The organism is Massilia sp., assembly GCF_046293535.1.
Classification (GTDB): Bacteria; Pseudomonadota; Gammaproteobacteria; order Burkholderiales; family Burkholderiaceae_D; genus Telluria.
The window spans coordinates 1-24989 of the sequence record NZ_JBKBOV010000008.1; the positions used below are offsets into that span (position 1 = coordinate 1).

25 protein-coding genes are annotated in these 24989 nt (G+C 65.2%); 10 read left to right on the top strand and 15 right to left on the bottom strand.

The window, feature by feature from the left end:
• The 6 genes from fliO to ACK4S9_RS06410 all read left to right on the top strand — a co-directional run.
• Nucleotides 1-444 (top strand): flagellar biosynthetic protein FliO (gene fliO, locus ACK4S9_RS06385; RefSeq protein ID WP_409723051.1); only part of this gene is annotated, 444 nt, incomplete at its 5' end.
• Complete coding sequence (fliP, locus tag ACK4S9_RS06390; protein WP_409723054.1) at nucleotides 434-1183, top strand: flagellar type III secretion system pore protein FliP; 750 nt, start codon at nucleotides 434-436, stop codon at nucleotides 1181-1183. The genes fliO and fliP, both read left to right, overlap by 11 nt.
• Nucleotides 1184-1193: 10 nt before the next feature.
• On the top strand, nucleotides 1194-1463 hold the full coding sequence (gene fliQ / locus ACK4S9_RS06395) for a flagellar biosynthesis protein FliQ (RefSeq protein ID WP_409723056.1): 270 nt from the start codon (nucleotides 1194-1196) through the stop codon (nucleotides 1461-1463).
• Between the two features lie 32 nt (nucleotides 1464-1495).
• Nucleotides 1496-2341 (top strand): flagellar biosynthetic protein FliR, encoded by an 846-nt coding sequence (fliR, locus tag ACK4S9_RS06400; RefSeq protein ID WP_409723059.1) that lies wholly within the window; start codon nucleotides 1496-1498, stop codon nucleotides 2339-2341.
• 61 nt (nucleotides 2342-2402) lie between these two features.
• On the top strand, nucleotides 2403-2795 hold the full coding sequence (locus ACK4S9_RS06405) for a DUF5329 family protein (RefSeq protein ID WP_409723062.1): 393 nt from the start codon (nucleotides 2403-2405) through the stop codon (nucleotides 2793-2795).
• A gap of 103 nt (nucleotides 2796-2898) precedes the next feature.
• Nucleotides 2899-3507, top strand: coding sequence for a PH domain-containing protein (locus ACK4S9_RS06410; protein WP_409723065.1), 609 nt, complete (start codon nucleotides 2899-2901; stop codon nucleotides 3505-3507).
• Between the two features lie 150 nt (nucleotides 3508-3657).
• Here ACK4S9_RS06410 and ACK4S9_RS06415 read toward each other — a convergent pair whose 3' ends face one another.
• Nucleotides 3658-6405, bottom strand: coding sequence for a TonB-dependent receptor plug domain-containing protein (locus ACK4S9_RS06415; RefSeq protein ID WP_409723068.1), 2748 nt, complete (start codon nucleotides 6403-6405; stop codon nucleotides 3658-3660).
• A 42-nt stretch (nucleotides 6406-6447) separates the two neighbouring features.
• On the opposite strand from ACK4S9_RS06415, the gene ACK4S9_RS06420 reads away from it, so the two are divergent.
• A complete protein-coding gene (locus tag ACK4S9_RS06420) occupies nucleotides 6448-6921 on the top strand; it encodes a hypothetical protein (RefSeq protein WP_409723071.1) in 474 nt (157 codons plus the stop codon).
• Here ACK4S9_RS06420 and flgL read toward each other — a convergent pair.
• From flgL to flgB, 11 genes are all read right to left on the bottom strand, one after another.
• Nucleotides 6912-8135: a flagellar hook-associated protein FlgL gene (flgL, locus tag ACK4S9_RS06425; protein ID WP_409723073.1), complete on the bottom strand. Its 1224-nt coding sequence runs from the start codon at nucleotides 8133-8135 to the stop codon at nucleotides 6912-6914. The genes ACK4S9_RS06420 and flgL overlap by 10 nt on opposite strands.
• Before the next feature lie 30 nt (nucleotides 8136-8165).
• On the bottom strand, nucleotides 8166-10130 hold the full coding sequence (flgK, locus tag ACK4S9_RS06430) for a flagellar hook-associated protein FlgK (protein WP_409723076.1): 1965 nt from the start codon (nucleotides 10128-10130) through the stop codon (nucleotides 8166-8168).
• A 179-nt stretch (nucleotides 10131-10309) separates the two neighbouring features.
• A complete protein-coding gene (gene flgJ / locus ACK4S9_RS06435; RefSeq protein WP_409723079.1) occupies nucleotides 10310-11281 on the bottom strand; it encodes a flagellar assembly peptidoglycan hydrolase FlgJ in 972 nt (323 codons plus the stop codon).
• A 15-nt stretch (nucleotides 11282-11296) separates the two neighbouring features.
• Nucleotides 11297-12400, bottom strand: a complete 1104-nt coding sequence (locus tag ACK4S9_RS06440; protein ID WP_409723081.1) for a flagellar basal body P-ring protein FlgI — start codon at nucleotides 12398-12400, stop codon at nucleotides 11297-11299.
• A gap of 11 nt (nucleotides 12401-12411) precedes the next feature.
• On the bottom strand, nucleotides 12412-13059 hold the full coding sequence (locus tag ACK4S9_RS06445; protein ID WP_409723084.1) for a flagellar basal body L-ring protein FlgH: 648 nt from the start codon (nucleotides 13057-13059) through the stop codon (nucleotides 12412-12414).
• A 13-nt stretch (nucleotides 13060-13072) separates the two neighbouring features.
• Nucleotides 13073-13855: a flagellar basal-body rod protein FlgG gene (gene flgG, locus ACK4S9_RS06450; protein WP_409723087.1), complete on the bottom strand. Its 783-nt coding sequence runs from the start codon at nucleotides 13853-13855 to the stop codon at nucleotides 13073-13075.
• Between the two features lie 64 nt (nucleotides 13856-13919).
• The gene (gene flgF / locus ACK4S9_RS06455) at nucleotides 13920-14660 is read right to left on the bottom strand and encodes a flagellar basal-body rod protein FlgF (RefSeq protein WP_409723090.1); all 741 of its coding nucleotides are present in this window, start codon (nucleotides 14658-14660) and stop codon (nucleotides 13920-13922) included.
• A 132-nt stretch (nucleotides 14661-14792) separates the two neighbouring features.
• Nucleotides 14793-16328, bottom strand: a complete 1536-nt coding sequence (locus tag ACK4S9_RS06460) for a flagellar hook protein FlgE (RefSeq protein WP_409723093.1) — start codon at nucleotides 16326-16328, stop codon at nucleotides 14793-14795.
• Nucleotides 16329-16366: 38 nt separating this feature from the next.
• Nucleotides 16367-17077 (bottom strand): flagellar hook assembly protein FlgD, encoded by a 711-nt coding sequence (locus ACK4S9_RS06465; protein WP_409723096.1) that lies wholly within the window; start codon nucleotides 17075-17077, stop codon nucleotides 16367-16369.
• A gap of 23 nt (nucleotides 17078-17100) precedes the next feature.
• Nucleotides 17101-17502, bottom strand: a complete 402-nt coding sequence (flgC, locus tag ACK4S9_RS06470) for a flagellar basal body rod protein FlgC (RefSeq protein WP_409723099.1) — start codon at nucleotides 17500-17502, stop codon at nucleotides 17101-17103.
• A 16-nt stretch (nucleotides 17503-17518) separates the two neighbouring features.
• A complete protein-coding gene (flgB, locus tag ACK4S9_RS06475; RefSeq protein ID WP_409723102.1) occupies nucleotides 17519-17935 on the bottom strand; it encodes a flagellar basal body rod protein FlgB in 417 nt (138 codons plus the stop codon).
• 164 nt (nucleotides 17936-18099) lie between these two features.
• Between flgB and flgA the strand changes: the two genes are divergently transcribed.
• The 3 genes from flgA (at nucleotide 18100) to ACK4S9_RS06490 (ending at nucleotide 19711) form a co-directional block, all read left to right on the top strand.
• On the top strand, nucleotides 18100-18801 hold the full coding sequence (flgA, locus tag ACK4S9_RS06480; RefSeq protein ID WP_409723105.1) for a flagellar basal body P-ring formation chaperone FlgA: 702 nt from the start codon (nucleotides 18100-18102) through the stop codon (nucleotides 18799-18801).
• 115 nt (nucleotides 18802-18916) lie between these two features.
• A complete protein-coding gene (gene flgM / locus ACK4S9_RS06485) occupies nucleotides 18917-19234 on the top strand; it encodes a flagellar biosynthesis anti-sigma factor FlgM (protein WP_409723108.1) in 318 nt (105 codons plus the stop codon).
• A 6-nt stretch (nucleotides 19235-19240) separates the two neighbouring features.
• Nucleotides 19241-19711 (top strand): flagella synthesis protein FlgN, encoded by a 471-nt coding sequence (locus ACK4S9_RS06490; RefSeq protein ID WP_409723111.1) that lies wholly within the window; start codon nucleotides 19241-19243, stop codon nucleotides 19709-19711.
• Between the two features lie 176 nt (nucleotides 19712-19887).
• Here ACK4S9_RS06490 and ACK4S9_RS06495 read toward each other — a convergent pair whose 3' ends face one another.
• From ACK4S9_RS06495 to ACK4S9_RS06505, 3 genes are all read right to left on the bottom strand, one after another.
• Nucleotides 19888-20856, bottom strand: coding sequence for a phytanoyl-CoA dioxygenase family protein (locus ACK4S9_RS06495; protein ID WP_409723113.1), 969 nt, complete (start codon nucleotides 20854-20856; stop codon nucleotides 19888-19890).
• Nucleotides 20825-22060 (bottom strand): glycosyltransferase family 4 protein, encoded by a 1236-nt coding sequence (locus ACK4S9_RS06500; RefSeq protein WP_409723116.1) that lies wholly within the window; start codon nucleotides 22058-22060, stop codon nucleotides 20825-20827. Before ACK4S9_RS06500 ends, ACK4S9_RS06495 begins: the two co-directional genes overlap by 32 nt.
• A gap of 284 nt (nucleotides 22061-22344) precedes the next feature.
• Nucleotides 22345-24918, bottom strand: coding sequence for an EAL domain-containing protein (locus ACK4S9_RS06505; RefSeq protein WP_409723119.1), 2574 nt, complete (start codon nucleotides 24916-24918; stop codon nucleotides 22345-22347).
• Nucleotides 24919-24989: the final 71 nt, after the last annotated feature.

Below are 24989 nucleotides of genomic sequence, written 5' to 3' on the forward strand. Positions count from 1 at the left end.
GAGCAAGCCGCTACGCCCCCTGCGCCGGCAGCCGCCACGCCCGCTCCCGCCCAGCGTCCGCCCCAGGTCGTGATGCCGGCCGCGAGCGCGCCGGCCACCGGCAGCCTGCTGCAGACCATCCTGGCCCTGATGCTGGTGCTCGGCCTCTTGATCGGCCTGGCCTGGTTCATGAAACGTTTCGGCCCGCGCGTCATGGGCGCCAGCGCCAACGTGAAGCTGGTCGGCGCGCTCAACATCGGCGGACGCGAACGGATCATGGTGGTCGAGGTGGGCAACCAGTGGATCGTCGTCGGCGCTTCGCCGGGACGGGTGAATGCCCTGGCCACCATGCCGCGCCAGGAAGGCGCGCAAGCCGATGGCGCCACGCTCGCCCCGCACACGCCAGGCGCCGGCAGCTTCGGCGACTGGCTCAAGAACACGATAGACAAACGTAATGCGAAATAAGAAATTCCTGCTGGGCGCCGGCGTGGCTTGCCTGGCGCTGCTGCCGCTGGCCGTGCTGGCCCAGCCGGGCATCCCGGCCTTCACCACCAGTCCGGCCCCCGGCGGCGGCACGCAATACTCGCTGCCGGTCCAGACCCTGATCCTGCTCACCGCGCTGACCTTCCTGCCGGCCGCGCTCCTGATGATGACGGCGTTCACCCGCATCATCATCGTGCTGTCGCTGCTGCGCCAGGCGCTCGGCACCCAGACCGCGCCGCCCAACCAGGTGATGGTCGGGCTGGCGCTGTTCCTGACCTTCTTCGTGATGGGCCCTACTTTTGATCGCGCCTATACCGAGGCCTACCTGCCGCTGCAGCAGAACAAAATGCAGATGAGCGAGGCGCTCGAGCGGGGCGTGGTGCCGTTCAAGGAATTCATGATCAAGCAGACCCGCGAGTCGGACCTGGCGCTGTTCGTCAAGATCTCGCGCTCGCCCGCGCTGCAGGGCCCCGAGGACGTGCCGCTGCGGGTCCTGATCCCGGCTTTCGTGACCAGTGAGCTGAAGACCGCCTTCCAGATCGGCTTCGCGATCTTCATCCCCTTCCTCATCATCGACATGGTGGTGGCCTCGGTGCTGATGGCCATGGGTATGATGATGATGTCGCCCGCCGTCATTTCGCTGCCGTTCAAGCTGATGCTGTTCGTGCTGGTCGACGGCTGGCAGTTACTGCTGGGTTCGCTGACCCAGAGTTTTTATTAGGACAACGCACATGACTCCCGAATCCGTCATGACCATGGGCCGCACCGCGATGGAGATCACGCTGATGGTCTCCGCCCCGTTGCTGCTGGTGGCGCTGATCATCGGCCTGGTCATCTCCATCTTCCAGGCCGCGACCCAGATCAACGAAGCGACCCTGTCCTTCATCCCCAAGCTGGTCGGCGTGTTCATCGCCCTGGTGCTGGCCGGGCCGTGGATGCTGTCGGTGATGCTCGACTACATGCGCGGCGTATTCACCGGTATTCCCGGCCTGATCGGCTGAGCGGCTGATCGGCTGACAGGGGGACCGCACGCGTGCTGAGCCTGACCACGGGCGAGATGAATGCCTGGATCGCGGGGCTGCTGTGGCCGCTCACGCGCATCCTCGGCCTGGTCGCCGCCGCGCCGCTGTTCGGCAATGCCGGCGTGCCGATGTCGATCAAGGTGGCGCTCGGCGTGCTGCTGGCCAGCGTCATCGCCCCCACCGTGCCCGAGATTCCCGCGGTCGACCCGGGCTCCTGGGCCGGCATCCTGATCCTGGTGAAGGAACTCCTGATCGGCGTGGCGATGGGCTTCGCGATGCGCATCGTGTTCGCCGCCATCGAATACGCCGGCGAGGTCGCCAGCATGACCATGGGCCTGGGCTTCGCGGTGTTCTTCGACCCGGCCACCAGCGGCCGCTCGGCGGCGGTGGCCCAGTTCCTGACGCTGGTGGCGACCATGGCCTTCCTGGCCGTGAACGCCCACCTGGTGCTGCTGGCGGCGCTGGCCGAAAGCTTCCACACGCTGCCGATCTCGGCCACGCCCTTTTCGGGCAACGCGCCGCTCGAATTGGCGCGCTGGGGCGGCAAGATCTTCTCCACCGGGCTGCAGCTGTCGCTGCCGATCGTGGCCGCCCTGCTGGTCACCAACGTGGCCCTCGGCATCCTGACGCGCGCCGCGCCCCAGCTGAACATCTTCGGCATCGGCTTCCCGGTGACCCTGGGCGTGGGCTTCCTGACCCTGAGCCTGGCCATGCCCTACCTCGGCATGCCGATCGTGAACCTGTTCAACGAGGGGATCGAGAAGGGGCGCGCGGTGCCGCGCGCGGGGGCGATACGCAATGCCGCGCCGCCGCCGGCGCCGGCGGCGCCGAACCCCGTGCAGGCCGCACCAGGCTAGAACCGATACGGCTTGCCGGTCCGGCGCGCCCGCGAAAGCGGTTTTCGGCTAGGGTAGCGGCATGAAGACGACCCACCGACTGCGCGCGGCCAGCGTCCTGGCTGTCCTCTCCCTGGGCGCGGCCGCCGCGCCCACCCCGCCCGCCGTCCGCGCCGAGATCGACGCCCTGATGGCGAAGATGAGCGCGTCGAACTGCCAGTTCGAGCGCAACGGCAGCTGGCACAGCGCCCCTGAAGCGCGCCAGCACCTGCTGCGTAAGCTGCAATACATCGAGAAGCGCCGCGAGACGCTCGCCAGCGCCGAGCAGTTCATCGGCGTCGCCGCGTCGAAAAGCAGCTTCTCGGGCAAGCCCTACCGGGTCAAATGCGGCAGCGGCGAGTCCGTGCCCAGCCGCGAATGGCTGATCCGCGAACTGAAAGCGCTGCGCGCAGCCGGCCGCACGTCCCCTCCCTGAGCGCGCTTGTGCCCGGACAAACGGCTGTCGCCTCCGGCGTCGAAAAGTATTTTCCGTAATTAAATGGTGCTAATGTAGCTGCTTTCATCACGCGAGGGCGATCATGTTCAAGAAACTGGCAGCGGAAGCACTGGGCATCAGCGATATCGGCGTCATCGTCGGTCCCGCCGACTACAACAAGGTGGACGCGGACGACTATCTGTTCAGCGAAGACGGCGAACAGATCTTCTTCCTCATCAAGAGCAAGAAGGACGAGTACTGCTTCACCAACCTGGCGCTGATCCACGTGGACGGCGATTCGGCCGTGTCCTCGAAGCGCTCGATCAAGCGCTACGACTACGCCTCGCACCAGATCTCGGGCGTGAGCATCGAGACCGCCGGCACGCTGGACATGGACATCGAACTCAAGTTCAGCCTGGACGGCACGGTCTTCTCGATCGACGTCAAGAAGACCCACATCGAACAGCTCAAGGACATCTACAAGGCCTTGATCACCATCGGCAAGCAGCAGCACCGCAACGCGGTATGCCGCGACAACGCGCTGCGCGCGCTCGATGCCGTGGCCTCGGTACACAAGCTGAACGTGGCGCCCGGCGAAAACGGCATCGTCGGCGTCTACGGCGACCTGCTCTCGGCCCTGAACACCGCCATGTTCGACACCCACACCAAGCGCGATTTCAGCGACGTGTTCACCAAGTACATCCACAACTAAAACCAAACCGGGGTCAGGTCTGACATTTGGACACGACCTCGTCAGTAGCATAGACCCACGGCCGAGCTCGTGTCTGAATGTCAGACCTGACCCTCAAAAAAAAGACCAGGCCGAAGCCTGGTCTTTTGCTATCTACCGACGATCAAGCGATCAGTAGGTGTAGCTCGCAGCGATGCCGAAGCGGCGGAACTGCTGGGCCCAGCCACCGCGCCAGTTGATCGGCGCTTCGCGACCAAAGACGTTGTCGACGTAGGCGTTCAGCTTGACGTGCGGGATGCCCGTGTAGGCCAGCGCATAGTTCCAGGTGGTGTTGCTGCCGACGCGGCCGCAGGTGTCCATGTACTGGGCAGCCACGTTCTGGGTCTTGCAGTAGGTCGGTTGCGCAATGCTGTTGGTGCTGTAGCCGCTGGCGAAGTTGGCGGTGACGGCGTGGTCGAAGTCACCTTGCTTCATGTAGGCCTTGGCCACCATGGTCAGGCGCGAACCGTAGTCGTAGGTGCCGGTTTCGTTCGGACCGTAGGCGTTGTCGGTGACGCTGAAGGTCTGGAATTTCCAGACATAGCTGCCCTCGAGGCCCAGGCGCACGGTCTGGCCCAGCACGCTGAAGCGGCCCTTGCCGTCGAAGTCGAAGCCCTGCACGCGGGTACGGCCGCTGTTGACGTACGGGTTGTAGATCATGCCCAGCTGACCGACCGGGTAGGCCAGGGTCGTGTTCGGAGCATACTTCTTCGCCAGAGCCAGGAACTGGTTGTCGTTGGCGCTGCTGTCGATACGGACCAGCTGGCCAGCCGGCAGGGCGTCTTCGCCGCGCAGGATGTCGACCACCGCACGGCTGCCGATTTCGTTACGGCGCTCGATGAAGTAGTAGTCCAGGCCCGCGCTCCAGTTCTTGATCGGCTCGAACACCACGCCGGCGGTCAGCGAACGCGAGGTTTCCGGCTTCAGGTCCGGGTTCGACGACACGAAGCTCGGCAGGCCGCCCACGCATTCCGCGTTGCGGAAGCTGTTGGCCTGGGTCTTGTCCGCGCTGGTGGCGTTCGGTGCGTTCTGCACCAGAGCGTTCAGCTGGTTGGCGATCGGGCAGCGCTTCGGATCGTTGACGCTGGTGGCCACCGAGGAGCGGCCCAGGCCGTTACCCGATTCGACCACGTTCGGTGCGCGGAAGCCGCCCGAAGCGGTCGCGCGCAGCAACAGGCTGTCGGTGACGGTGTACTTCAGGCCCAGCTTCGGCGACACGTGCGCGTCCTGGTTGTCCGACTTGTCCAGGCGGGCTGCGGCGTCCAGCACCAGCTTCTTGGTCAGCGGCACGCGGGCTTCGGTGAACAGCGCGTACTGGTTGACCTTGTCGTCGACCTGCAGGCCGAAGATGCCGACCAGCTCGCCGCGCAGCACGTTGTCCGAGCTCGCCATGCGGTGGGCGGTGTTACGGATGTCGGTGCCGATTGCAACGCTCAGCGGACCTGCCGGCAGTTGCATGACTTCGCGGGTCACGGTGGCGTCGAAGAACTTGATGGTTGCTTCGCCGTCGGTGGTACGGACCGGGAACATCGCGTTCAGCAGCGCCGGGTCGTTCTGCTGGCCGAACTTGTACTTGTTGTTGACGATCGCGTCGACGTAGCCCTTGGCGCTGACGGCGCGGGTTGCCTTGTTGGCGGTCGACTTCATCCAGCCTGCGGCCGATTTCCAGTCCCAGCCGGCGTAGGTGCCGTTCAGGGTCAGCATCACGCGCGACTGCTCGCTGTCGGTGGTGTTGAAGTTGAAGCCGTCGCCGGTGTCCATCAGGCGGGCACGGTATTCAACCGGGTAGTTGTACGGGTTCTTCGGATGGCCGACCGGCAGCTTCGGGTACGAGAACGGACCCACCATCTTGCCTTCCATCACGTTGTACCAGATCGAGGACGAGGTGGTGGTGCTGCCGTTGCTCATGTTGAACGGCGTGACGATGTAGTCGTTCTCGGCGCCGGCGTGCATGACCTCGAAGCTGGCGTCGATGTCCTTGCCGATGCGGAAGCTGGTGACGCTGGTGAGGGCGTAGCGCTTGTTGTCGGTGCTCAGGCCGCTGTACGGCAGGATGTCCATCTTGCACAGCTTGTCGGTCGGATCGATGGCGCCGGCCGGGCAGCCAGGGGCCGCCACGTAGTTGGACGCGCTGGTGTAGTAGTTACCGGTCGGCGAGAAGGCGCTCTTCGCGTCCCAGGTCGAGCGGCCCGGGGTCAGGCGGTGCCAGTCCGGGTAGTACGGGCGCAGGTCGCCGGTGCTGTAGCCGTCGCGCTTGTAGACTTCGGCGGTGACGTAGGTGTTGAAACCGTTGGTGTCGATGTCGCCCCAGCCTGCGATGAAGGACAGGTTGCGGTTACGGTTGTCCTTCAGGTGTTCCGATTCGCGGTAGCCGCCGCGGATACGGAAGCCGGTGAAGTCCTTGCGCAGGACGAAGTTGATGACCGATGCGATCGCGTCGGAGCCGTAGATTGCCGATGCGCCGTCCTTGAAGACTTCGACGCGCTCGATCGCGTCGGCCGGGATGGCGTCGAGGTTGGTGAAGCTTTCCTGGGCATTGTCGAACAGGCCGTAAGGCGCGATGCGGCGGCCGTTGACCAGCACCAGGGTGGCAACCTTGCTCAGGCCGCGCGAGGAGGCGGACGAGGAACCGGTCGCGAAGCTGCCCGAGCTGGCGGTTGCCGAGTTGCTGCCGGCATAGACCGAGGCGGTGGAAGTCAGGATGCCCAGGGCGGTCGATTCGCCGGTCTTCTCGATGTCGTCGCGGTTCAGGACGTGGATCGCGGCGGCGGCTTCGGCTTGGGTGCGCTTGATGCTCGAACCGGTCACTTCCACGCGCTGCATCTTTTGCGTCTCGATCGGCGGTGCTTCCTGTGCGCCGACGAATGCCGGGAAGGCCATGCTCAGAGCGACAGCAATCGCGCTCTTGTTAAAAGTACTCTTGTGCTTCAAAACGACTCCTGGACAAAGAATTTTTCTAGTAACGCCGTATTGCTTGCAGCTTTACATGCTGCTGTTGAGCAATACGAACAAATACTCTTACATAACATTGCTTTGGCGCAAAGGCACAACAAGGTTTTTTTGATATGCACGCTGGATAGCGCCGAGTTTCGTCGCAAAATTGATACGTTTTGTTACTTGATGGGCAAGGCTGTTACATCAGCTTCATGCGTTCGTCATAAAAATATGCACGCCCGCCCGGGTTTGCAGGCAGTACGCAAGCTGACTTTCCCCTCGTCATGGGGGTATCAATACGAGCCGAGCACACAAACAGCCGAGCTTCAAGTCTTACCAAAAGAAGATGGAAAACCGGGCGCAACCGCGCTAATAAAAAGGCGCTGTTCTCGGGAACAGCGCCAAAAAAAAGCCGGCTTTACGCCGGCTTCGAATGCCTTGATTAGCCTCGCCTACAGGTAATTGAAGAGCGACAGCCCCGACATTGTCTTGAACGACATCTGCGCCGCCTGCAGCGTGGTTTGCTGCATGGAGAAGTCGGAAATCGCCTTGACCATGTCCAGGTCCTGCAAATCGCCCAGGGTGGCCGCGTACTGGATGTCGAGGTCGTCCCCGGCGCTGTCGAGGTAGTCGAGTTCCTTCATGTGCGCGCCGACCGAGGCCTGCACGGTCAGCACGTTGTCGTGGGCCGACTTGAGGTTGTCCAGCGCCGTGTTCAGGTTGTTGGTCAGCGCCGCCTTGCCGGTCGAGCCATCGGCCGGGGCGCGCAGCGCGCCGATCAGGTCGGTCACGGTGCTGAACACCGACTGCTTCTTGCTCGGCTCCACCGTGAACACGTCGGCGTCGGCCGGCTCGCCCTTGATGTCGAAGCTCAGGCCGCCGAAGCTGAGCGTCTTGCCCGGCTCGTAGGTCTGGTTCTCGTGGCCCGGGACGGCGGTGCCGGTGGCGCTGTCCACCACCGTGTAGGTGGTGACGGCCGGGGTGCCGGTCACGGTGAACGTGAGCTCGTAGCTGCGTCCCAGGTTGGCTTGCGGCCGGTCGACCACCGCCCCCGAGGAGATGATGGCGGCGCCCTTGTTGTTCTTGTCGGCCTGGGTCTGGAAGACGCCGTTGCCGGTCGGGTTGTTCTCGAACACGGCGGTGCCCGAGGCCGACAGCGGGATCTTGCGCGAGGCGCCCACCTGCAGCTGGCGCTGGCCCTGGTCGCCCTGGTAGGCGGCGCCGGCCGGGGTGCGGGTGAAGGGCTGGGTGGTCGCCATGTAGCCGGAGAACAGGAAGCCCCCTGCCCCGTCGGTGGTGTTGGCCACCCCCAGCAGGTCTTCCAGGCGGCCTTCCAGCTCGGTGGCGAGGGCCTCGCGGTCTTGCGGCAGCATGGTGCCGTTGCCGGCATTGACCGCCAGCTGCTGGATGTCCTGCAGCAGGTTGCCGGCATTCTGCAGCGCGCCTTCGACCATCGACAGCGAAGAACGCGCGTTGGCGCGGTTGGTGGCGAACTGGCTGTTCATCTCCTTCGACTGGCTCACTTCCAGGGCGCGCGCCGAGGCCACCGGGTCGTCGGCCGGGGTCAGGATGCGGCGGTTGGTCGAGAGCTGGTTCTGGGTGCGCGCCAGGGCGCTCTGCAGCGTGTTGAGCTGCGAGGTGGCGTTGTTGTAGATCGACTGGGTGCTGATGCGCATGGGCGTCTCTCGTTACGTGTTCGTTGCCTGTTAGCGGCCGATCGACAGCAGGGTGTCGAAAATGGTGCCGGCGATCTGCATGACCTTGCCCGCGGCCTGGTAGGCCTGCTGGTACTTGATCAGGTTGGTGGCCTCTTCGTCCAGGTTCACGCCCGAGACGTCGGCGGCGCTGGCCTTGGCCTGGGTCAGCAGCGCGCCGGCCGCGCTGCCGTTGACCTGCACTTCGCGGGTCTTGTTGCCGACCGTGCTGACCAGCTGCGCGTACGAGGACTGGATCGTGGCGCTGCCGTTGTTGAAGATGTTCTTGGTCTGCAGGTCGCCCAGCAGGCCGATGTTGCGGGTGTCGCCCACGCCACCCGCATTGCCGGCGATGGTGAAGGTGTCGCCGTTGCCGGGCGCGCCCTTCATCGTCACGCTGATGCCGCCGAAGGTGTAGGTGGAACCGGCCGCGAAGGGCACGCCGGTGGCCGGCGCCGGGTAGTCGGTCACCACGCCGGCGCTGTCCTTCACGCTCACGGCGCTGCCGGGCGGGAAGCCCGAAAGGTTGCCGCTGGCGCCGTTGAAGCTCAGGGTCACGGGCAGCGCCGGGGCGCCGCTCAGGAAGTTCGCGTCGACCTTGCTTTCGCTGATCTTGGCGTTGCCGGTGTTGCTGAGCGGCTCGCTGGTGACGATCGGCGCGGCGGCGGCGATCTCCCCGACGTGCCCGACCAGCAGGTTGAAGTTGGCGGCCCCGCCGATGGTCGGGCGCACCAGGAATTCGTCGTCCTTGGCGGCCAGGCCGGAAATCGTGAAGTCGATGCCGTCGATGCTCACCGTGGTGCCGGCAGCGTCGTAGGGCGTGACCGCGGTCGACTTGTTGTCCGACAGGCGGATCACGTTGTAGTTGCTGCCGTCGAACTCGATCTTGTAGTCGCTGTCGGCCAGCTTGCCCGGGTCGCTCACCTTGGCCTGCACCGCGGTGGTGCTGGACAGCGCGTTGTTGATGTTCTTGCCCACGTAGGCCGGCGCCACGCTGAAGAATTCCTTGCCCGCCACGCCGTTCTGGTCGAGGCCGAGCTTGTGCTGGGCGTTGAATTCGATGGCCAGGCCGATCGCGAGCTTGCCCATGGCGCTCTGGGCCGGATCGAGGCTCCTGGCGCGGAAATCGAGGGCGCCGCCGAGCGTGCCGCCGGACAGGGCGTTATCGGCCAGCACGGTCACTTTGCTGCCGGTTACGTAGCCCACTTCCACGCGCGTCTGGTCGAAAGGCGACTTGGTGGCCGCCAGCTGGAAGCTGCGTGCCCCCACCACCAGCGGCTGGCCGCTGCCGATCGAGACTGTCAGGCTGTTGTTATCCCCGGGCATGACGCTGGCCTTGACCTGGGTGTTCAGTTCCATCACCAGCTGGTCGCGCTTGTCGAGCAGGTCGTTCGGCGCGTGCTGCTGGGCCGAGGCGAAGCTGCCGATCTTGTCGTTCAGGTCGGCGATCTGCTGGGCATAGGAGTTGATCAGGGTGACGCTGGTCTGGACGGTGCTGTTGACGCCTTCGCGGATCTCTTCCAGGCGCGCATCGAGGGCCTGGAAGCGCGTCGCCAGGGTGTCGGCGGCGGTCAGCATCGAGTCGCGCGAGGGCACCGAGGCGCGGTTCGCGGCCATGTTCTGGATGCCCTTGAAGAAGCCCTGCAGCGACGGCGACAGGCCGGCGGTCTGGTCGGCCAGCATGTTGTCGATCTGGCTGATCTGGCTGTGGTACGAATCGAGGCCGCTCTTGCTGGCCTGGGCGGTACGCACCTGCGAGTTCAGGAATTCGTCGCTGTAGCGCTTGATCTGGGAAATCTGGGTGCCGGTGCCCTGGAAGCCCACGCCGGTATCGAGCATCGGGGCGGTGGCCTGCACCACCACCTGGCGGTTGTAGCCGGCCACGCCGGCGTTGGTGATGTTATGGCCGGTCGTCGACAGGCCCGCCTGTGCCGCGAACAGGCCGCTCTTGCCAATGCTGAGGAGGTTACCGGACATTATTTTTCCTTCTTAACAGTTCTATCTACGGCAGCAAAACTGAAAACTTGATTCGGCTGTTCGTAGGGTGGGCGGGTCTCCCGCCCACGCGGTGATAGTTGGCGGCAAGATCATTGAGCACGAGAGCGGAGCCGATAACAATCGCCGCGTGGGCGGGGAACCCGCCCACCCTACGAACATCAGGCCAATGAATTCTTGATCACGCGGGTCAGCTTGGCCGCATACTGCGGATCGGTGGCATAGCCGGCGCGCTGCAGTCCTTGGGCGAAGGCCGCGGCGTCGCCGCCGCTGTCCAGCACTTTTTCGTAGCGCGGATTCTTGGCCAGCAGGTTGGCGTAGTCCTTGAACGAGTCCGCCGGCGTGTCGTAGGCGCGGAAGCGCTCCACTTTCTGGCGCGCCACGCCGTTGACGTACTCGGTGGTCACGGCGGTGGCAACCTTGCCCTTCCAGCCGGGGCCGGCCTTGATGCCGAACAGGTTGTTGCTGCTGGTGCCGTCGGCGTTGCGGATCATGCGCTTGCCCCAGCCGCTTTCCAGCGCCGCCTGGCCGAGCATGAACTTGGCCGGCACGCCGGTGGCGCGCTCGGCCTCGGCCGCGTGGACATGCAGCTTTTCCTGGAAGGCGCGCACGTGGGCCGGCTGGACCCGGCCGCTGGCGGTGGTCAGGGGCAGCACCGGCGCGCCCGGCTGGGTGGCGCCGGTCTTGATCATGGTCGCCGCGTCCATGCCCGGACGCATGCTGCCGTCGAGCGGCGCCATGCTCGATGCCGCGGCGGCGGCCTTGCCGGCCGCGGCGGCATACGCGCTGCCGTCGGCGCCGATCGCCAGCGCCTGCGCGCCCATCTGGTTCGCGGTCAGCTGGCGGGTCAGCACGTCGGCCAGGCCCATGCCGCGCTTGGCCAGGTTCTGGCTCAGCTGCTGGTCCAGCATCCCCGTGAACATCTTGCTCTGCTGGTTGTCCATGATCCCCTCCTGCGGGGTCGCTTCGCGCATGCTCTTCATCATCATGTTGATGAACATGGCTTCGAACTGCGTGGCCGCTTCCTTCAGCGCGGCGGGCGAGCCGTTCCTGGCGCCTTGCTTGAGTTCGCCCAGGCCCTTGGTGTCGAGGGCAAACTTGCTGGTCAGGTCGGTGGAGGGAGAGCCGATCATGGTATCTGGAGTGCGTTAAATGATTTCGAGTTCGGCGCGCAGCGAACCGGCGGCCTTGAGCGCCTGCAGGATGGCCAGCAGGTCTTGCGGCGTGGTGCCGATCGAATTCATGGCCTTCACCACTTCGGCCAGCGAGGCGCCGCCCTTGACCATCAGGACGCGGCCCGGGTCCTTCTTGACGTCGACCGAATTGTTGCGGGTGACGGCGGTGCCGCCCAGCGAGCCCGGGGCCGGCTGGCTGACGCTGGTCTCGGCGCCCACCGTCACGGTCAGGTTGCCGTGCGAGATCGCGCAGCTTTCCAGCATCACGGCCTGGTTCATCACGACCGAACCGGTGCGCGCATTCATGATCACCTTCGCCGCGTCCCTGGCGCGCGACACGTCGATGCTTTCCAGCTGGCCGATGAAAGCCACCCGCTGGTCGCTCGAGGACGGGGTGCGCACGCGGATCACGCGGCCGTCCAGGGCGGTGGCGATGCCGGCGCCGAACTGGTCGTTGATGGCTTCGACCACCCGGGCGGCGGTCGAGAAATCGGTCTGGTTCAGCTCGAGGCGGATCTGGTTGTCCGCGCCGAGGTTCGACGCGACGGCGCGCTCGACGGTGGCGCCGCCCGAGATCTTGCCGACGGAAAGGTGATTGACCTGCACCTGGGCGCCGCCGGCCTGGGCGCCGACGCCGCCGACCAGCACGTTGCCCTGGGCCATGGCGTACACCTGGCCGTCGGCGCCGTGCAGCGGCGTCATGAGCAGGGTGCCGCCGCGCAGGCTCTTCGCGTTGCCGATCGAGGACACGGTGATGTCGATGGTCTGGCCCGGCTGGGCGAAGGCCGGCAGCGAGGTGGTGACCATCACGGCCGCGACGTTCTTCAGCTGCAACTGCACGCCCGGCGGCAGGTTGACGCCCTTCTGCTGCAGCATCGCCTGGATCGACTGCACGGTGAAGGGTGTTTGACTGGTCTGGTCGCCGGTGCCGTCCAGGCCCACGACGATGCCGTAGCCCGACAGCTGGTTCTGGCGCACGCCGGCGATGCTGGCGAGGTCCTTGATGCGCTCGGCCTGGGCCAACGGGGCGGCCCCGAGCAGCGCGGCGCAAATCAAGGCGGTGGAAGCGAATTTCATGACAACGGTCCTCAGAACGGCAGCATCGACTGGAAGAAGCGCGAGAACATATTGCTCAGCTCGGCTTTGTCGACGCGGCTGTTGGTACGGTATTCGACCCTGGCGTCGGCGATCACGGTCGACGAGACGATGTTGCCGGGCTGGATGGTGTCCGGCGCCACTATGCCCGAGAAGCGGATGAACTCGACGCCCTTGTTCATCGCCACCTGTTTCTCGCCGGCGACGATCAGGTTGCCGTTGGGGAGCACTTCGGTGACCGTGACACCGAGCATGCCGGTGAAGTTGTTCGAGGCGCTCTGGGTGTCGGCGTCGGCAAACTTGTTCGCGCCTTCGAGGCCGACGTTCGCGCCGATGCGCGCCTGCAGCGGGCCCGGCACCGCGAAGCTGGCGCTGCCCGACTTGCTGCCGGTGCTGGCGCCCGACTTGCCGGCCGAGGTGCGCTCGCTGATGTTCACCGTCAGCAGGTCGCCGATGTGGCGCGCGCGCCGGTCTTCGAACATCGGGCGGTAGCTGCCCGCGTTGTAGATCGCCCCGTCGGTCGCGGGCGCGGCCTGGACCAGCATCGGACGGCTCGACGTCGGGCCCTGCACGATGGTGCTCGGGGTGGTCGAGCACCCGGCAATGGCGGCCAGCGCGGCCGCGGCGAAGAAGGATTTCATGCGCATGTTCGTATTACAGCTGCGCCAGCTTCTGCAGCATCTGGTCGGAGGTGGTGATGGCCTTGCTGTTGATCTCGTAGGCGCGCTGGGTCTGGATCATGTTGACCATCTCCTCGACCACGTTCACGTTCGACGATTCGACATAGCCCTGCATCAGCACGCCCGCGCCGTTGGTGCCCGGCACGTTCAGGTTCGGATTGCCCGAAGCGCCGGTTTCGACGTACAGGTTCTCGCCGCGCGATTCCAGCCCGGCCGGGTTGATGAAGGTGGCCAGCTGCAGCGAACCGATCTGGGTCGGCGCCACGGTGCCCGGCAGCTTCACCGACACCGTGCCGTCGCGGCCGACGGTGAAGGATTCGGCATTGGCCGGGATGGTGATGGCGGGCTGGACCACGAAGCCGCTGGAGGTGACCAGCTGGCCGTTCTGGTCGGTCTGGAAGGAGCCGTCACGGGTATAGGCCTGGGTGCCGTCCGGCATCAGGACCGGGAAGAAACCCGAACCGTTGACCATCACGTCTTTCGAATTGCCGGTCAGCTGCGGGTTGCCCTGCGTGTGGATGCGCTCGGTGGCGACGGTGCGCACGCCGGTGCCGATCTGCAGGCCCGACGGCAGGTTGTTCTGCTGCGAGGACTGGGCGCCGGGCTGGCGGATGTTCTGGTACAGCAGGTCCTCGAACACCGCACGCGAGCGCTTGAAACCGCTCGTGCTCACGTTGGCGAGGTTGTTCGAGATGACGTCGAGGTTGGTTTGCTGCGCTTCGAGGCCGGTCTTGGCGATAAACAGCGAACGGATCATGGGATTCTCCTTTTGGCGACGGACGAAGTCCGCCACGTACAGGAGAATTATGCTGGAGCAACTATCAATTCAAAGCGAGGATCTGGGTGGCTTTCGCCGCGTTATTCTCGGCGTTCTTCAACAGGCTCATTTGGGTCTCGAAGGAACGTGCCAGGCTGATCATGTTCACCATCGAATCGACCGCGCTGACGTTGCTGCCCTCGAGGGCGCCGCCGGCCACGGTGACGAGCGGGTCGGCCTGCGCCGTGCCGCCGTCCTTCAGGCGGAACAGGCCGTCGTCGCCGCGCACCATGTTCTCCGCCGGGGGATTCACGAGCTTGAGCCGGCCCAGGATGTTGGCGGCCGCCGGCTGGTCGGTGGTGGAGATGGTCGAAATGGTGCCGTCGCCGCCCACGGTGACGGTGACGTCGGGCGGAATGGTGATCGGGCCGCCCTCGCCGGCGATGGTGGCGCCGCCGGCGGTGGTGAGCAGGCCGTTCTGGCTGGTCTGCAGGGAGCCGTTGCGGGTGTAGGCCTCGGTGCCGTCCGGCATCTGCACCGCGAACCAGCCCTGGCCCTTGACGGCGACGTCGAGCTCGCGTCCGGTGATCTGCAGCGCGCCCGGGGTGAAGTCGGCCGCCGGGGTCGAATTGACCACGAAGGCGCGCGTCGGCAGGCCTTCGCTCTGCACCGGCACGGCGCGGAACACGTCCAGCTGGGCACGAAAGCCCGTGGTGTTCACGTTGGCCAGGTTGTTCGAGGTGGTGGCCTGCTGTTCCAGGATGTGCTTGGCGCCGCTGGCGGCGGTGTAGATCAGGCGGTCCATTCTTGTTACTCCTTGTTGCGGCTGCTCTGCGGCTGGTTGAACGCGCGGTCGGCAGAGCCGACCACCCTACAAAAACCCGCGGCGCCGTAGGGTGTTCGGCTTCGCCGACCGCGCGTTCAACTCACGTATGAATTAACGCAAATTGACGAGGGTCTGCAACACCGAATCCTGCGTCTTGATGGTCTGCGCATTCGCCTGGTACACGCGCTGCGCGGTGATCATGTTGACCAGTTCCGCGGTCAGGTCGACGTTCGAGCTCTCCACCGCCGATTGCTGCAGCACGCCGAAGCTGCCCGAGTTCGGGGTGCCAAGCAGCGGCACGCCCGAGCTGGCCGATTCGGCCCAGGCATTGTTGCCCAGCGGCTCGAGGCCGTTCGGGTTGGTGAAGTTGGCCAGGATCACCTGACCCAGCGGCTTGGTCTGGCCGTTGCTGTACTGGCCCAGGATGGTGCCGTCCTGGCCGGTGGTGAAGCGCTGCAGGTTGCCGGCCGCGTAGCCGTCCTGGATCAGCTTTTTCTCGCTGGTGACGGTGCCGTACTGGGTGGTGCCGTCGTAGTCGATGGTGAGCGGCAGGGTCAGTTCGGAACCGGTCGACGGGTAGACCGGGAGGGTCACCGCCAGCTTGCCGGCGGCGGTCGAGTCGACCTTGTTCAGGGCGCCGTTCGCATCGAACACCAGCTTGCCGACCGGGACGGCGGGCACCTTGATGACCTTGGCCATGGCCGCGTCGACCTGTTCCGCCGTTGCGCCCGGCACCGCCGCGGCATTCGCGGCCGCGGTAGCGATCTCGGCCTGGTTGTCGGCGGTGCCGCCGGCGCCGCCGGCGGCGGCCGACACCATGCCGGACGCGGCGGTGGCATAGGCGCTCAGGGCGGCGCTGATGGTGGCCGGCACCGGCGGCACGGCCTTGGTCGCAGCTTCCCAGTTGGCGCGCGCGGTGTTCACCGCGGCATGCGCCGGCGTGCTGCCGGTGGCGGCAGCGGCCACCTTCAGGTTGGTCACTTCGGTGCCATTGTTGGCGGCGTACACGTCCCAGCTGCCCGGGCCGGTCTTGACGTAGAAGGTCGACAGCACGTGCGCATTGCCCAGCGTGTCGTACACGCTCATCGGGGTCTGCTTGTTGTAGGTGGTCGGGTCATCCGCCTTGAACGGCGCATTGGTCGGATTCAGGCTTCGCGAATCGAGGTTCAGCTCCATGCGCACGCTTTCGGTCTTCACCGGCGCCAGGTCGGAGGTATCGATCTGCAGCGGGGTCGGGGCGCCGGCCACCAGCTGGCCGTTCGGGTTCAGGCCATAGCCGGTCAGCTTGGCGCCCTGCGCGTTGATCAGGAAGCCGTTCTTGTCCAGCGAGAACTGGCCGTTGCGGCTGTACTGCACCATGCCCGAGGCTTCGGTACGGAAGAAGCCGGCGCCGTTGATGGCGATGTCGAGCGGGTTGTTCGAGGCTTCGACGTTACCTTGCGTGAACTGCTGGGCGATGTTCGCCACCTTCACGCCGATGCCGGCCGAGATGCCGCCGGCGCCGTTGAGCGAGTTGGCGTAGACGTCGGCGAACTGGGTGGTCGAACCCTTGAAGCCGACCGTGCTCGCGTTGGCGATGTTGTTGCCGATGACATCGAGGGATTTGGCTGCACCGTTCAAGCCGCTCAGACCTTGCTGGAAAGACATGTTTTACTCCTGGAGAGAGGTGAAGTAAGCGGCTCGGCTTACAGGACTTGTTTGATATCGGCCATCGTGACGGCGCCCTTGACCGGCAGGTTCAGCTTGATGCCGTCCTTGCCGCCCGTGGTGACGCTGGCGACGCTGTCGAACGACAGGGTGCGCGCATCCTTCAGTTCTTCGCCGCCGCGGGTCGCCACCACCTTGTAGGTATAGGTGCCGTTCGGCAGCACGATCGGCTTGCCGTCGGCGTCGAGCTTCTCCGGGTCGGGCACGCCGTCCCAGGCGATCGGCACGACGCCGGCTTCCTGGGCGCCCAGGTCAATGGTGGCGACTTCCTTGCCGGTGGTGTTGCTGGTGATGACCACCTGCACCTTGTCGGCCGCGCTGTCGAGTTCGACGCCGAGGATGGCCTTGCCATCCTGGAGGCCCAGCTTGTAGCCCTCGACCAGCACGCCGTGGCCGATCAGGTTGGTCGCCTGCATCGCTTCGGCCGACTGGTAGCTGCTCTTGAGCGACTCCAGGGTGGCGTTGAGCTTGTTGACGCCGGTGACGGTCGACAATTGGGCCAGCTGGCTGGTGACCTGGGCGTTGTCGAGCGGATTCAGCGGGTCCTGGTTCTTCAACTGGGTCACCAGCAGGGTCATGAACTTGTCGGTGTCGGCCTGGACGCTGTCGACTTGGGCCTTCTTGCCGTTCATGGTCGACATCAGGTCGCTGACGTTGGCGCCCGGGTTGGCGGTGTTAATCGTTGTCATGGGTGGTCAAGGCTGATGGGTTCTTATTGACCGAGGGTCAGGGTCTTGAGCAGCATGGTCTTGGCCGCGTTCATGGTCTCGACGTTGGTCTGGTAGGAGCGCGAAGCCGACAGCATGTTGACCATCTCGTCCACCACGTTCACGTTGGGCATGGCCACATAGCCCTTCTCGTCGGCCAGCGGGTGCTTGGGGTCGTAGACCTGCTTGAGCGGCGACGGGTCCTCGACCACTTCGCGCACGCGCACGCCGGTGGCGCCGGACTGCTGGGGCACGGCTTCGAACACGACCGCCTTGGCGCGGTAGGCTTCGCCGGTGGAGCTGGTGGCGCTGTCGGCATTTGCCAGGTTGGAGGCCACGGTATTCAGGCGCTGCGCCTGGGCGCTCATGGCCGAACCGGAGACGTTGAAGATATTGAAGAGCGACATAGTCTGTTAAACCTTTTTATTGTCCCTGGATGGCCGCCAGCAGGCCCTTGATCTGGCTGTTGATCATCGTGATGCCGGCTTCGTAGCGCAGCGCGTTGTCGGCGAACTGGTTGCGCTCGACGTCCATGTCCACGGTATTGCCGTCCACGCTGCCCTGCACTTCGCCGCGGTACAGCACCGGGGTGCCATTGGCGAGCACGTCGCCGGTGGCCGCGCCGCGCGGCATGTGCTTTTGGGCGGTGGTGGCCAGCGGCCCGCCGGCACCCCTGGACGCCAGGGCGTTCTGCAGCGCGTTCGAGAAATCGATGTCGCGCGCCTTGTAGTTCGGCGTGTCGGCGTTGGCGATGTTCGACGCCAGCAATTCCTGGCGCTGGGCACGCAGGGACAGGGCCGTTTCATTGAAACTCAGGTACTGGTCGATCTTGCCGATCATGCCGCCTCCGCTAGAGACTTGTTGGGACAGCACCGATGATACGTATGGGCAACACTTCCCAATCGATCGATAAAGATGGGCAAACCCCGGCTATTCAAAGTTTCGCTAGAGAATCCCACTGCCTAGAATGGCAGCATCTCCCACCTGCACCCGCCGGACTCGCCATGAAACGCACACTCGCCGCCGCCCTGCTCGTCCTTCTCGCCCCGCTCGCGAGCGCGCAACAAGGACATAACAGCGGCCGCCAGAACCTCCCTGCCCTGCGCACGGTCGTCGAGCAATACCTGCAGAGCCAGAGCGCCGGCCTGCCGGGCCAGGTGACGGTCAAGGTGGGCCAGGTCGATCCGCGCACCAGCCTGGCAAGCTGCCCGGCGCCGGAAGCCTTCCAGCAGCCGGGCGCGCGGGCGTGGGGAAAAACAACGGTCGGGGTGCGCTGCACCGCTCCTTCTGCCTGGACGGTGTATATTCAGGCCACCGTGCAGGTGATGGCGGACTATGTCGCGGCCGCCGTGCCGCTGGCCCAGGGCCAGCCGGTCGACGCCACCCAGCTCGTCATGATGAAGGGCGACATCGCCGCCATGCCGAACGGCATCATCACCGACATGGCCCAGGCCATCGGCCGCACCCCGACCGCCTCCCTGCAGGCCGGCACGCCGCTGCGCCTCGATACCTTGCGCTCGCGCCCGGTGGTCCAGCAGGGCCAGGCGGTGCGCCTGGTGTCGAAAGGAACGAATTTCTCGGTGTCGGCGGAAGCGAAGGCGATCAACAATGCCGGCGAAGGCCAGGTGGCGCAGGCGCGCACCCAGTCGGGCCAAGTCGTGAGCGGCACCGCGCGGGCGGGCGGGATCATCGAAGTGGCGATCTGAAACCACGCCGCATATTTTCATTGGACGGCCTTTTCTGCACTAAAGTTTGTGAACTCCTTGCCGATACAGGATGCAGATCCCGGAGTTTCCGCTCCGAACAGAGAAGGATGATGCTGTGAAAATCAACGATACCCTCAAGAGCAACCCAGGCCTTCAGCCGACCAACACCAACGGCGCCGCCAACGCACGCGGCGCCGACAAGGCCGCCACGACCGCGACGACAACCCAGGTCGCGACCGACAGCGTGCGCCTGTCCTCGCAGGGCCAGGCCATGGCCAATGCGGTGGGCGGCAACAACCAGGTGTTCGACACCAAGAAAGTCGAGCGCATCAAGATGGCCATCGCCGATGGCCAGTTCCAGGTCAACTCCGAGAAAGTCGCCGACGGCCTGCTCGACACCGTGCGCGACTTGCTCCATTCACGCAAGCGATAAACCTTCATGCCCACCAGCCCCATCTCGACCGTTTCCCAAGAACAGCAACACCTCAGCTCCTTGGTCGATCTGATGAAACAGGAACAGCAGCTGCTCGTCGCAGCCGACGCCGATGGGCTGGCGGAAACCACTCCCCGCAAGAACGCACTGCTGCAGGCGCTCGCCGATTTGTCGGCCCAGCGCCACGCGGCGCTGCTTGCGGCCGGCTGCGAAGGCTCGGAAGCCGGCATGGAACCCTGGCTAGCGGTGGGCGGCAATGACGACGCCCGCGCCCAATGGGAAGCGCTGCTGGCGCTGGCCCGGGAAGCCAAGGAACTCAACCGCGTCAACGGCATGCTGATCAACAAGCAGCTGGCGCACAACCAGGGCGTGCTCAATGCCCTGCGCATGCCGGCCGGCGCGGACGCGGGCGGCGTGTATGGGGCCAGCGGCCAAGCCATGGGAAGCGGGCCGTCGAAGCGCTATGTGATCGGCTGAGCCGTCCTTTCCTCCCAACGACAAGGGCCGCACGACGCGGCCCTTGCTCTTCCATCTTGACTCTTCTTATTTCTTATCGCTGGCCGTTCATGCGAAAGGAGTTCGCCTTTGCCGTCGGTGTACGGGCGGCAATGCGCTAGCGTCTCCGGGCAGGGCTGCCGCCTTGCCCGGCAATATCAGGCGCGCGGCGGCATTTTCTTGAGCGGCAGGATCCGATGGGCGATTCGCTCGCCGATGTCCTGCACGCGTGCCTTCAGCGTGACGTCCTCGAGCCGGTCGAGGCGCCGGGAAAAGTGGCTGACGCCGGGCAGGTCGACACCAAACAATTGCTGGCGGCAGGGCGAGTCGGCGAACTGGGCCAGGTCGGACGGCGCCGCACTCGCACGTGCCTTCATCCAGAAATGCGCATAGGTATAGATCAGGGACTTGCGCACCCGTTCCGTCAGGTTGTCCTCCGCCATGTGAAGCACGTGCGTATTGAACAGCACCGCGTCCCCCGCCCGCGGCACTACGCGCGTGACTGCCGACGAGCGCGCGAGCGTGGGCCTGTGCGGGTTGACGTGCAAGGGAGGAAAGCGGTGGCTGCCAGGGATGAAAGCCAGACATCCCTGCTCGGGAGCGAGGTCTTCGAAGAAGATGTGCAGCTTGACCAGAAGATTGTTCGTGTGCGCATGGTCGACGCCCAGCACGTGCGCCACATCCGAATGGAAAGGGCCGGTGAAGGTCGGGCCTGGAAAGAATAACCTTGCATTGGTATCGTTCAGCGCCAGGTCCTCGCCCACCGTCAACCGCAGCAGAGGCAACAACTGCGGCAGGTCGACAAGATCGACGAACACGGAGTCGGCGTCCAGGATACGCGGCAGGTCCACGAAGCTCGCGCCTTCCTTGCGCTGCCGTTCCACCTCGGCGGCGTGGCGCGTGTGCGCCGCTGCGAAGGCGTCCCGGACACGCTCCGTCATCCCGGCGCCCAGCACACCAGGCAGGTGCACGAAGCCCTGGGTATCGAATTGCAATTTTAGATCGAGCAGATCGTCGGCACTATACATGGCGATGCTTGGAAAAACAGCGGCGCCCCCAGGCGCCATGGTTGTCGAATCGGGATGAGGCGCCGCTTCATTGTTCGGCGCGGTGTCCGTTGGAAGCATGGGCCTGCAGGGGCTGGCGGATCGTCACCGGCTGCACCGCGCGTGCCGCCTGCCTGAACAAACGAATCTGTCCGCGCGTCGTGTCTTCCCAGCTGAACTGTTCCGCGTAGGCGCGGGTCGCACCGGCTTGCGGATCGCGTGAACGCAATTCGCGCACGCCGTCGACCACTGCGCAGGCCGAGTTGCCTGCCATGAGGACACCTGCGACGGGCCCGCGCACGACCTCTGGCGTTCCCCCAACATTGCTCGCGATTACCCTTGTTCCGCAGGCCATTGCCTCGAGCAGAACATTGGCCCAGCCTTCACGGCTGGACGCCAGCACCAGCGCATCGGCCGCGCTGTAGTAGGTACGCAGCTGTTCTTGAGTCATTGCTCCTGCCAGAGTGACACGGTCCGCGACACCCTCGGCGTGCGCGAGTGCAGTCAGGTGCCTGCGGTCCGGCCCGCTTCCCACGATGACGAGACGCGCATCCGGGATGCGGGGCAAAGCCGAGATGATGGAGGCATGCCCCTTGTGCGCGGCAAGATGCCCGACCGAGAGGAGCGTGAAATGCTCCATGCCCAGCGCTGTGCGGGCGGCGCTACGGTCCAGCGGTTTGAACAGATCGAGGTCGACGCCGTTGCGCAAGGTCGTGATGCGGGCCGGATCCATTCCGAAGCGCAGCATTTCATTCCTGAGCGCGTCGCATACGGTAATCATGCCGGCGGCATGTTCGCCTGCCCAGCGAATCATCCTGCCGGGAATGCGTCGGCGCATGATGAGATTGATATCCGTGCCCAATGCGGAAACGATCACCGGCTTGTTGAAGTACTTGCCCAGCAATACGGCGGCCACGCCGTCGGGATAGAAATAGTGCGCATCGATGAGGTCGAAATCGAATCCCTCGTCCAGCAGGCGCCCCATGACGCCACGCGCGGCAAGCGCCAGGCTCATGGGCGTCAGGTTGGCGCCCAGCTTGGGAATGACCGGATAGCGCGGATGGTAGACCTCGACGCCAATACGTTCTTCCGTGAGGGGCGCCATGGCGAACGTGCCGTATTCCCCGAACCGTTGGCCAGGAAATGGAAACCATGGTATCGGAGCGACGACCCTGGCCTGTATTTCACCTGTCGCAAGCTGATGGCGCAGCGTGGTTTCCGTGAAAATACCGTGATGCGGTTTTGCTGCGTTGGGAAATAGCGTACTGAATGTAAGAATTTTCATGACGCGCACAGCCCAGGAAAGGAAACCACGAACGCATCAGCGAAACCTTATTCGCTGCGTCATCTCAAGTGATCAAGCAGGCTGTAGCGCGAATTGAATGCAGGGCGTCACGAACCGGAAATCGTTATGCACTCTATCACAATTGGTTGCCAATTATCAAAATATTATCTTACTCGGGAGTTATTAGTTGAATTCCTGACATGCCGGCGCGCACGCGAACTTGGGCACCGGCCTGCGCCGGTGCGACGGGCTTGCGGCTCGCGGAAAGATTCGGTCAGCGTCGACTAAGCGGCCAGCTTGCTCAGCATCGCCGCAATCGCCTGCGGCTCGACCGGCCTGCTGAAGCAGTAGCCCTGCATCTGGTCGCAGCCGCGCTCCTGCAGGAAAGCCAGCTGCTCGCTGGTCTCGACGCCCTCGGCGATCACGTTCAGCTTCATCGAGTGCGCCAGCGCGATCACGGCGTTGACGATGGCCGCGTCGTCGGCGTCCCGGGTCAGGTCCATCACGAAGGAACGGTCGATCTTCAGGCTGTGGATCGGGAAGCGCTTCAGGCTGGCCAGGCTCGAGTAGCCGGTGCCGAAGTCGTCGATCGCCAGCTGCACGCCCATCGCGGCCAGGCGGCCCATGGTCTCGGTGGCCGCTCCCGGGTTCTCCATCAGCACGCTCTCGGTGATCTCGAGGGTCAGGAAGGCCGGATCGCAGCCGGTTTCCGCCAGCAGCGCGGCCACGCGCTGGGCCACGTCCTGGCCCAGGAACTGGCGCGCCGACAGGTTCACGCTGATGCGTACCGGGCTCAAGCCGGCGCGGCGCCAGGCCACCTGCTGGCGCATCGCGGTGGCCAGCACCCAGTCGCCGATCGGCACGATCAGGCCGGTTTCCTCGGCCAGCGGGATGAATTCGGCGGGCGAGACCATCGGCCCGCCCGCCGGCTGCCAGCGCAGCAGCGCCTCCACGCCGGAGACCACGCCGCTGCCGATGTTCACCACCGGCTGGTAATGCAGCAGGAACTCCTCGCGCTGCAGGGCGCGCTGCAGCGCGCCCTCCATGCGCAGGTGCAGGGCCGCCTGCTCGCCCATCTCGGCGGCGTAGAAGGAATAATGGTTGCCGCCCTTGCCCTTCGAGCCGTACATGGCGCTGTCGGCGTTCTTCAGCAGGGTGGCGCTGTCCTCGCCGTCGCGCGGGTACATGGCGATGCCGATGCTCCCCGACGGGAAGACCTCGTGGCCGCACAGCAGCATGGGCTGGAACAGATTGCCCAGCAGCTTGCGCGCCACCTTGACCGCGTCTTCCTGGCCGGCCAGGTCGGGCAGCACCACCACGAACTCGTCGCCGCCCTGGCGCGCCACGGTATCGCTCTCGCGCAGGCTGCTCGACAAGCGGCGCGCGATCTCGACGATGAGGCTGTCGCCGGCGTCGTGGCCGAGGCTGTCGTTGACGTGCTTGAAGCGGTCCAGGTCGATGAACATCACCGCCACCTGGCGCCCCGCGCGGTGGGCGTGCATGATGGCCTGGCCCAGGCGGTCCTGCATCAGGACCCGGTTGGGCAGGCCGGTCAGGGCATCGTGGTTGGCCAGGCGCAGCAGGGCCTCCTCGGCCTGCTTCTGGCGCTGGATGTCCTTGATCACGCAGATGAAGCGCTGGTTGCCGTTGGCGTCGCGCATGCGCGAGACGTTGACGCTGACCCAAACCCGGGTGCCGTCGCGCCGGATCAGGCGCTTCTCGCGCTGGTAGTCGCTGATCTCGCCGGCCTTCAGGCGCTTGATCAGCGCCAGCTCGCCCGGCAGGTCGTCGTCGCAGGTGAGCTGCTGGAAGAAGCGCTGCAGCAGCTCGATCTCGGAATAACCCAGGATCTGCGACATCTTGCTGTTGGTGCGCAGCAGCCGGCCGTCGCTGCCCAGCAGCGCGATGCCGACCGCGGCCTGGTTGAAGGTGAGGCGGAAGAATTCCTCGCTCTCCTGCAGGCGCAGCCTGGCCTTGCGGCGGAAGGTGATGTCCTGGCCGATCAGGAGCAGCATGTAGCTGCCGTCCTTGCGCGCACGCCGGATGTTGAAGTCGACGTAGCGCACGCCGTCGGCGCGCTTGTCGAGCGTGACCAGCAAGTTGTCGTGGCGCGCCCCCGAGGCCAGCGCCTCGGCCGCGCGGTCGGCCAGCTCGCGGCAGGAAATCAGCTCTTCCAGCGCGGGCTTCTGTTCGAGCAGCAGGCTGTCGGATACCCCGAGCAGGTCGGCCATGCTGCTGTTCATCGAACGCACGCGCAGCTCGGCATCCACGACCAGCAGGCCGGCCGGCATGCCGTCGATGACCTGCTCCAGGTAGTTCTGGTTCTGCAGGCTGCTGCGCTGGCTGGCATGGGTATAGGTGTCGAGCGCCAGGCCCATGTCGAAGCCGACGATCTTGAGCACCGCTTCCATGGCGGCGCGCAGGCGTTCCGGCTGCCCGTGCAGGCGGCGCCACAACAGGCCGTGCAGCTCCGACAGGTACTTGCGGTAGGCGCCGATGTACCACTTCGGATCGAGCCCGATGCGCTGGTGGGTCGCGCCCACGCGCAGGCGCTCGCGCATGTATTCCTCGCCGTACTCCCCGGCCGTCAGGCTGCTGAAGTAGGCGGCCTGCACGTGCCGCAGGCGCGCCTCGGCGCCGTCGCCCAGCATGTCGCGCAGCTTGGGGAAGGACATCAGGTGCGCATAGAAGCGGTCCGAAAACGCGTCGCGGTGGGATTCGAGCAGGGCGTGCACGTCGCGCAGTGCGTCGAAGTCCGACTCGTCCAGCTCGAGGTAAGCCTTGCGCGTGGCGACTTCGTCGCGGTCGAGCCCGATCTCGCGGGCGAGCTCGTCGACAAGGTCGTGGGGGGCGTTCATGGCTGAGAAAAGAGGAATGTTTACTGATGGATAGACTGGTTGCATCATAGCAATGCCAACTTTCCGAATCG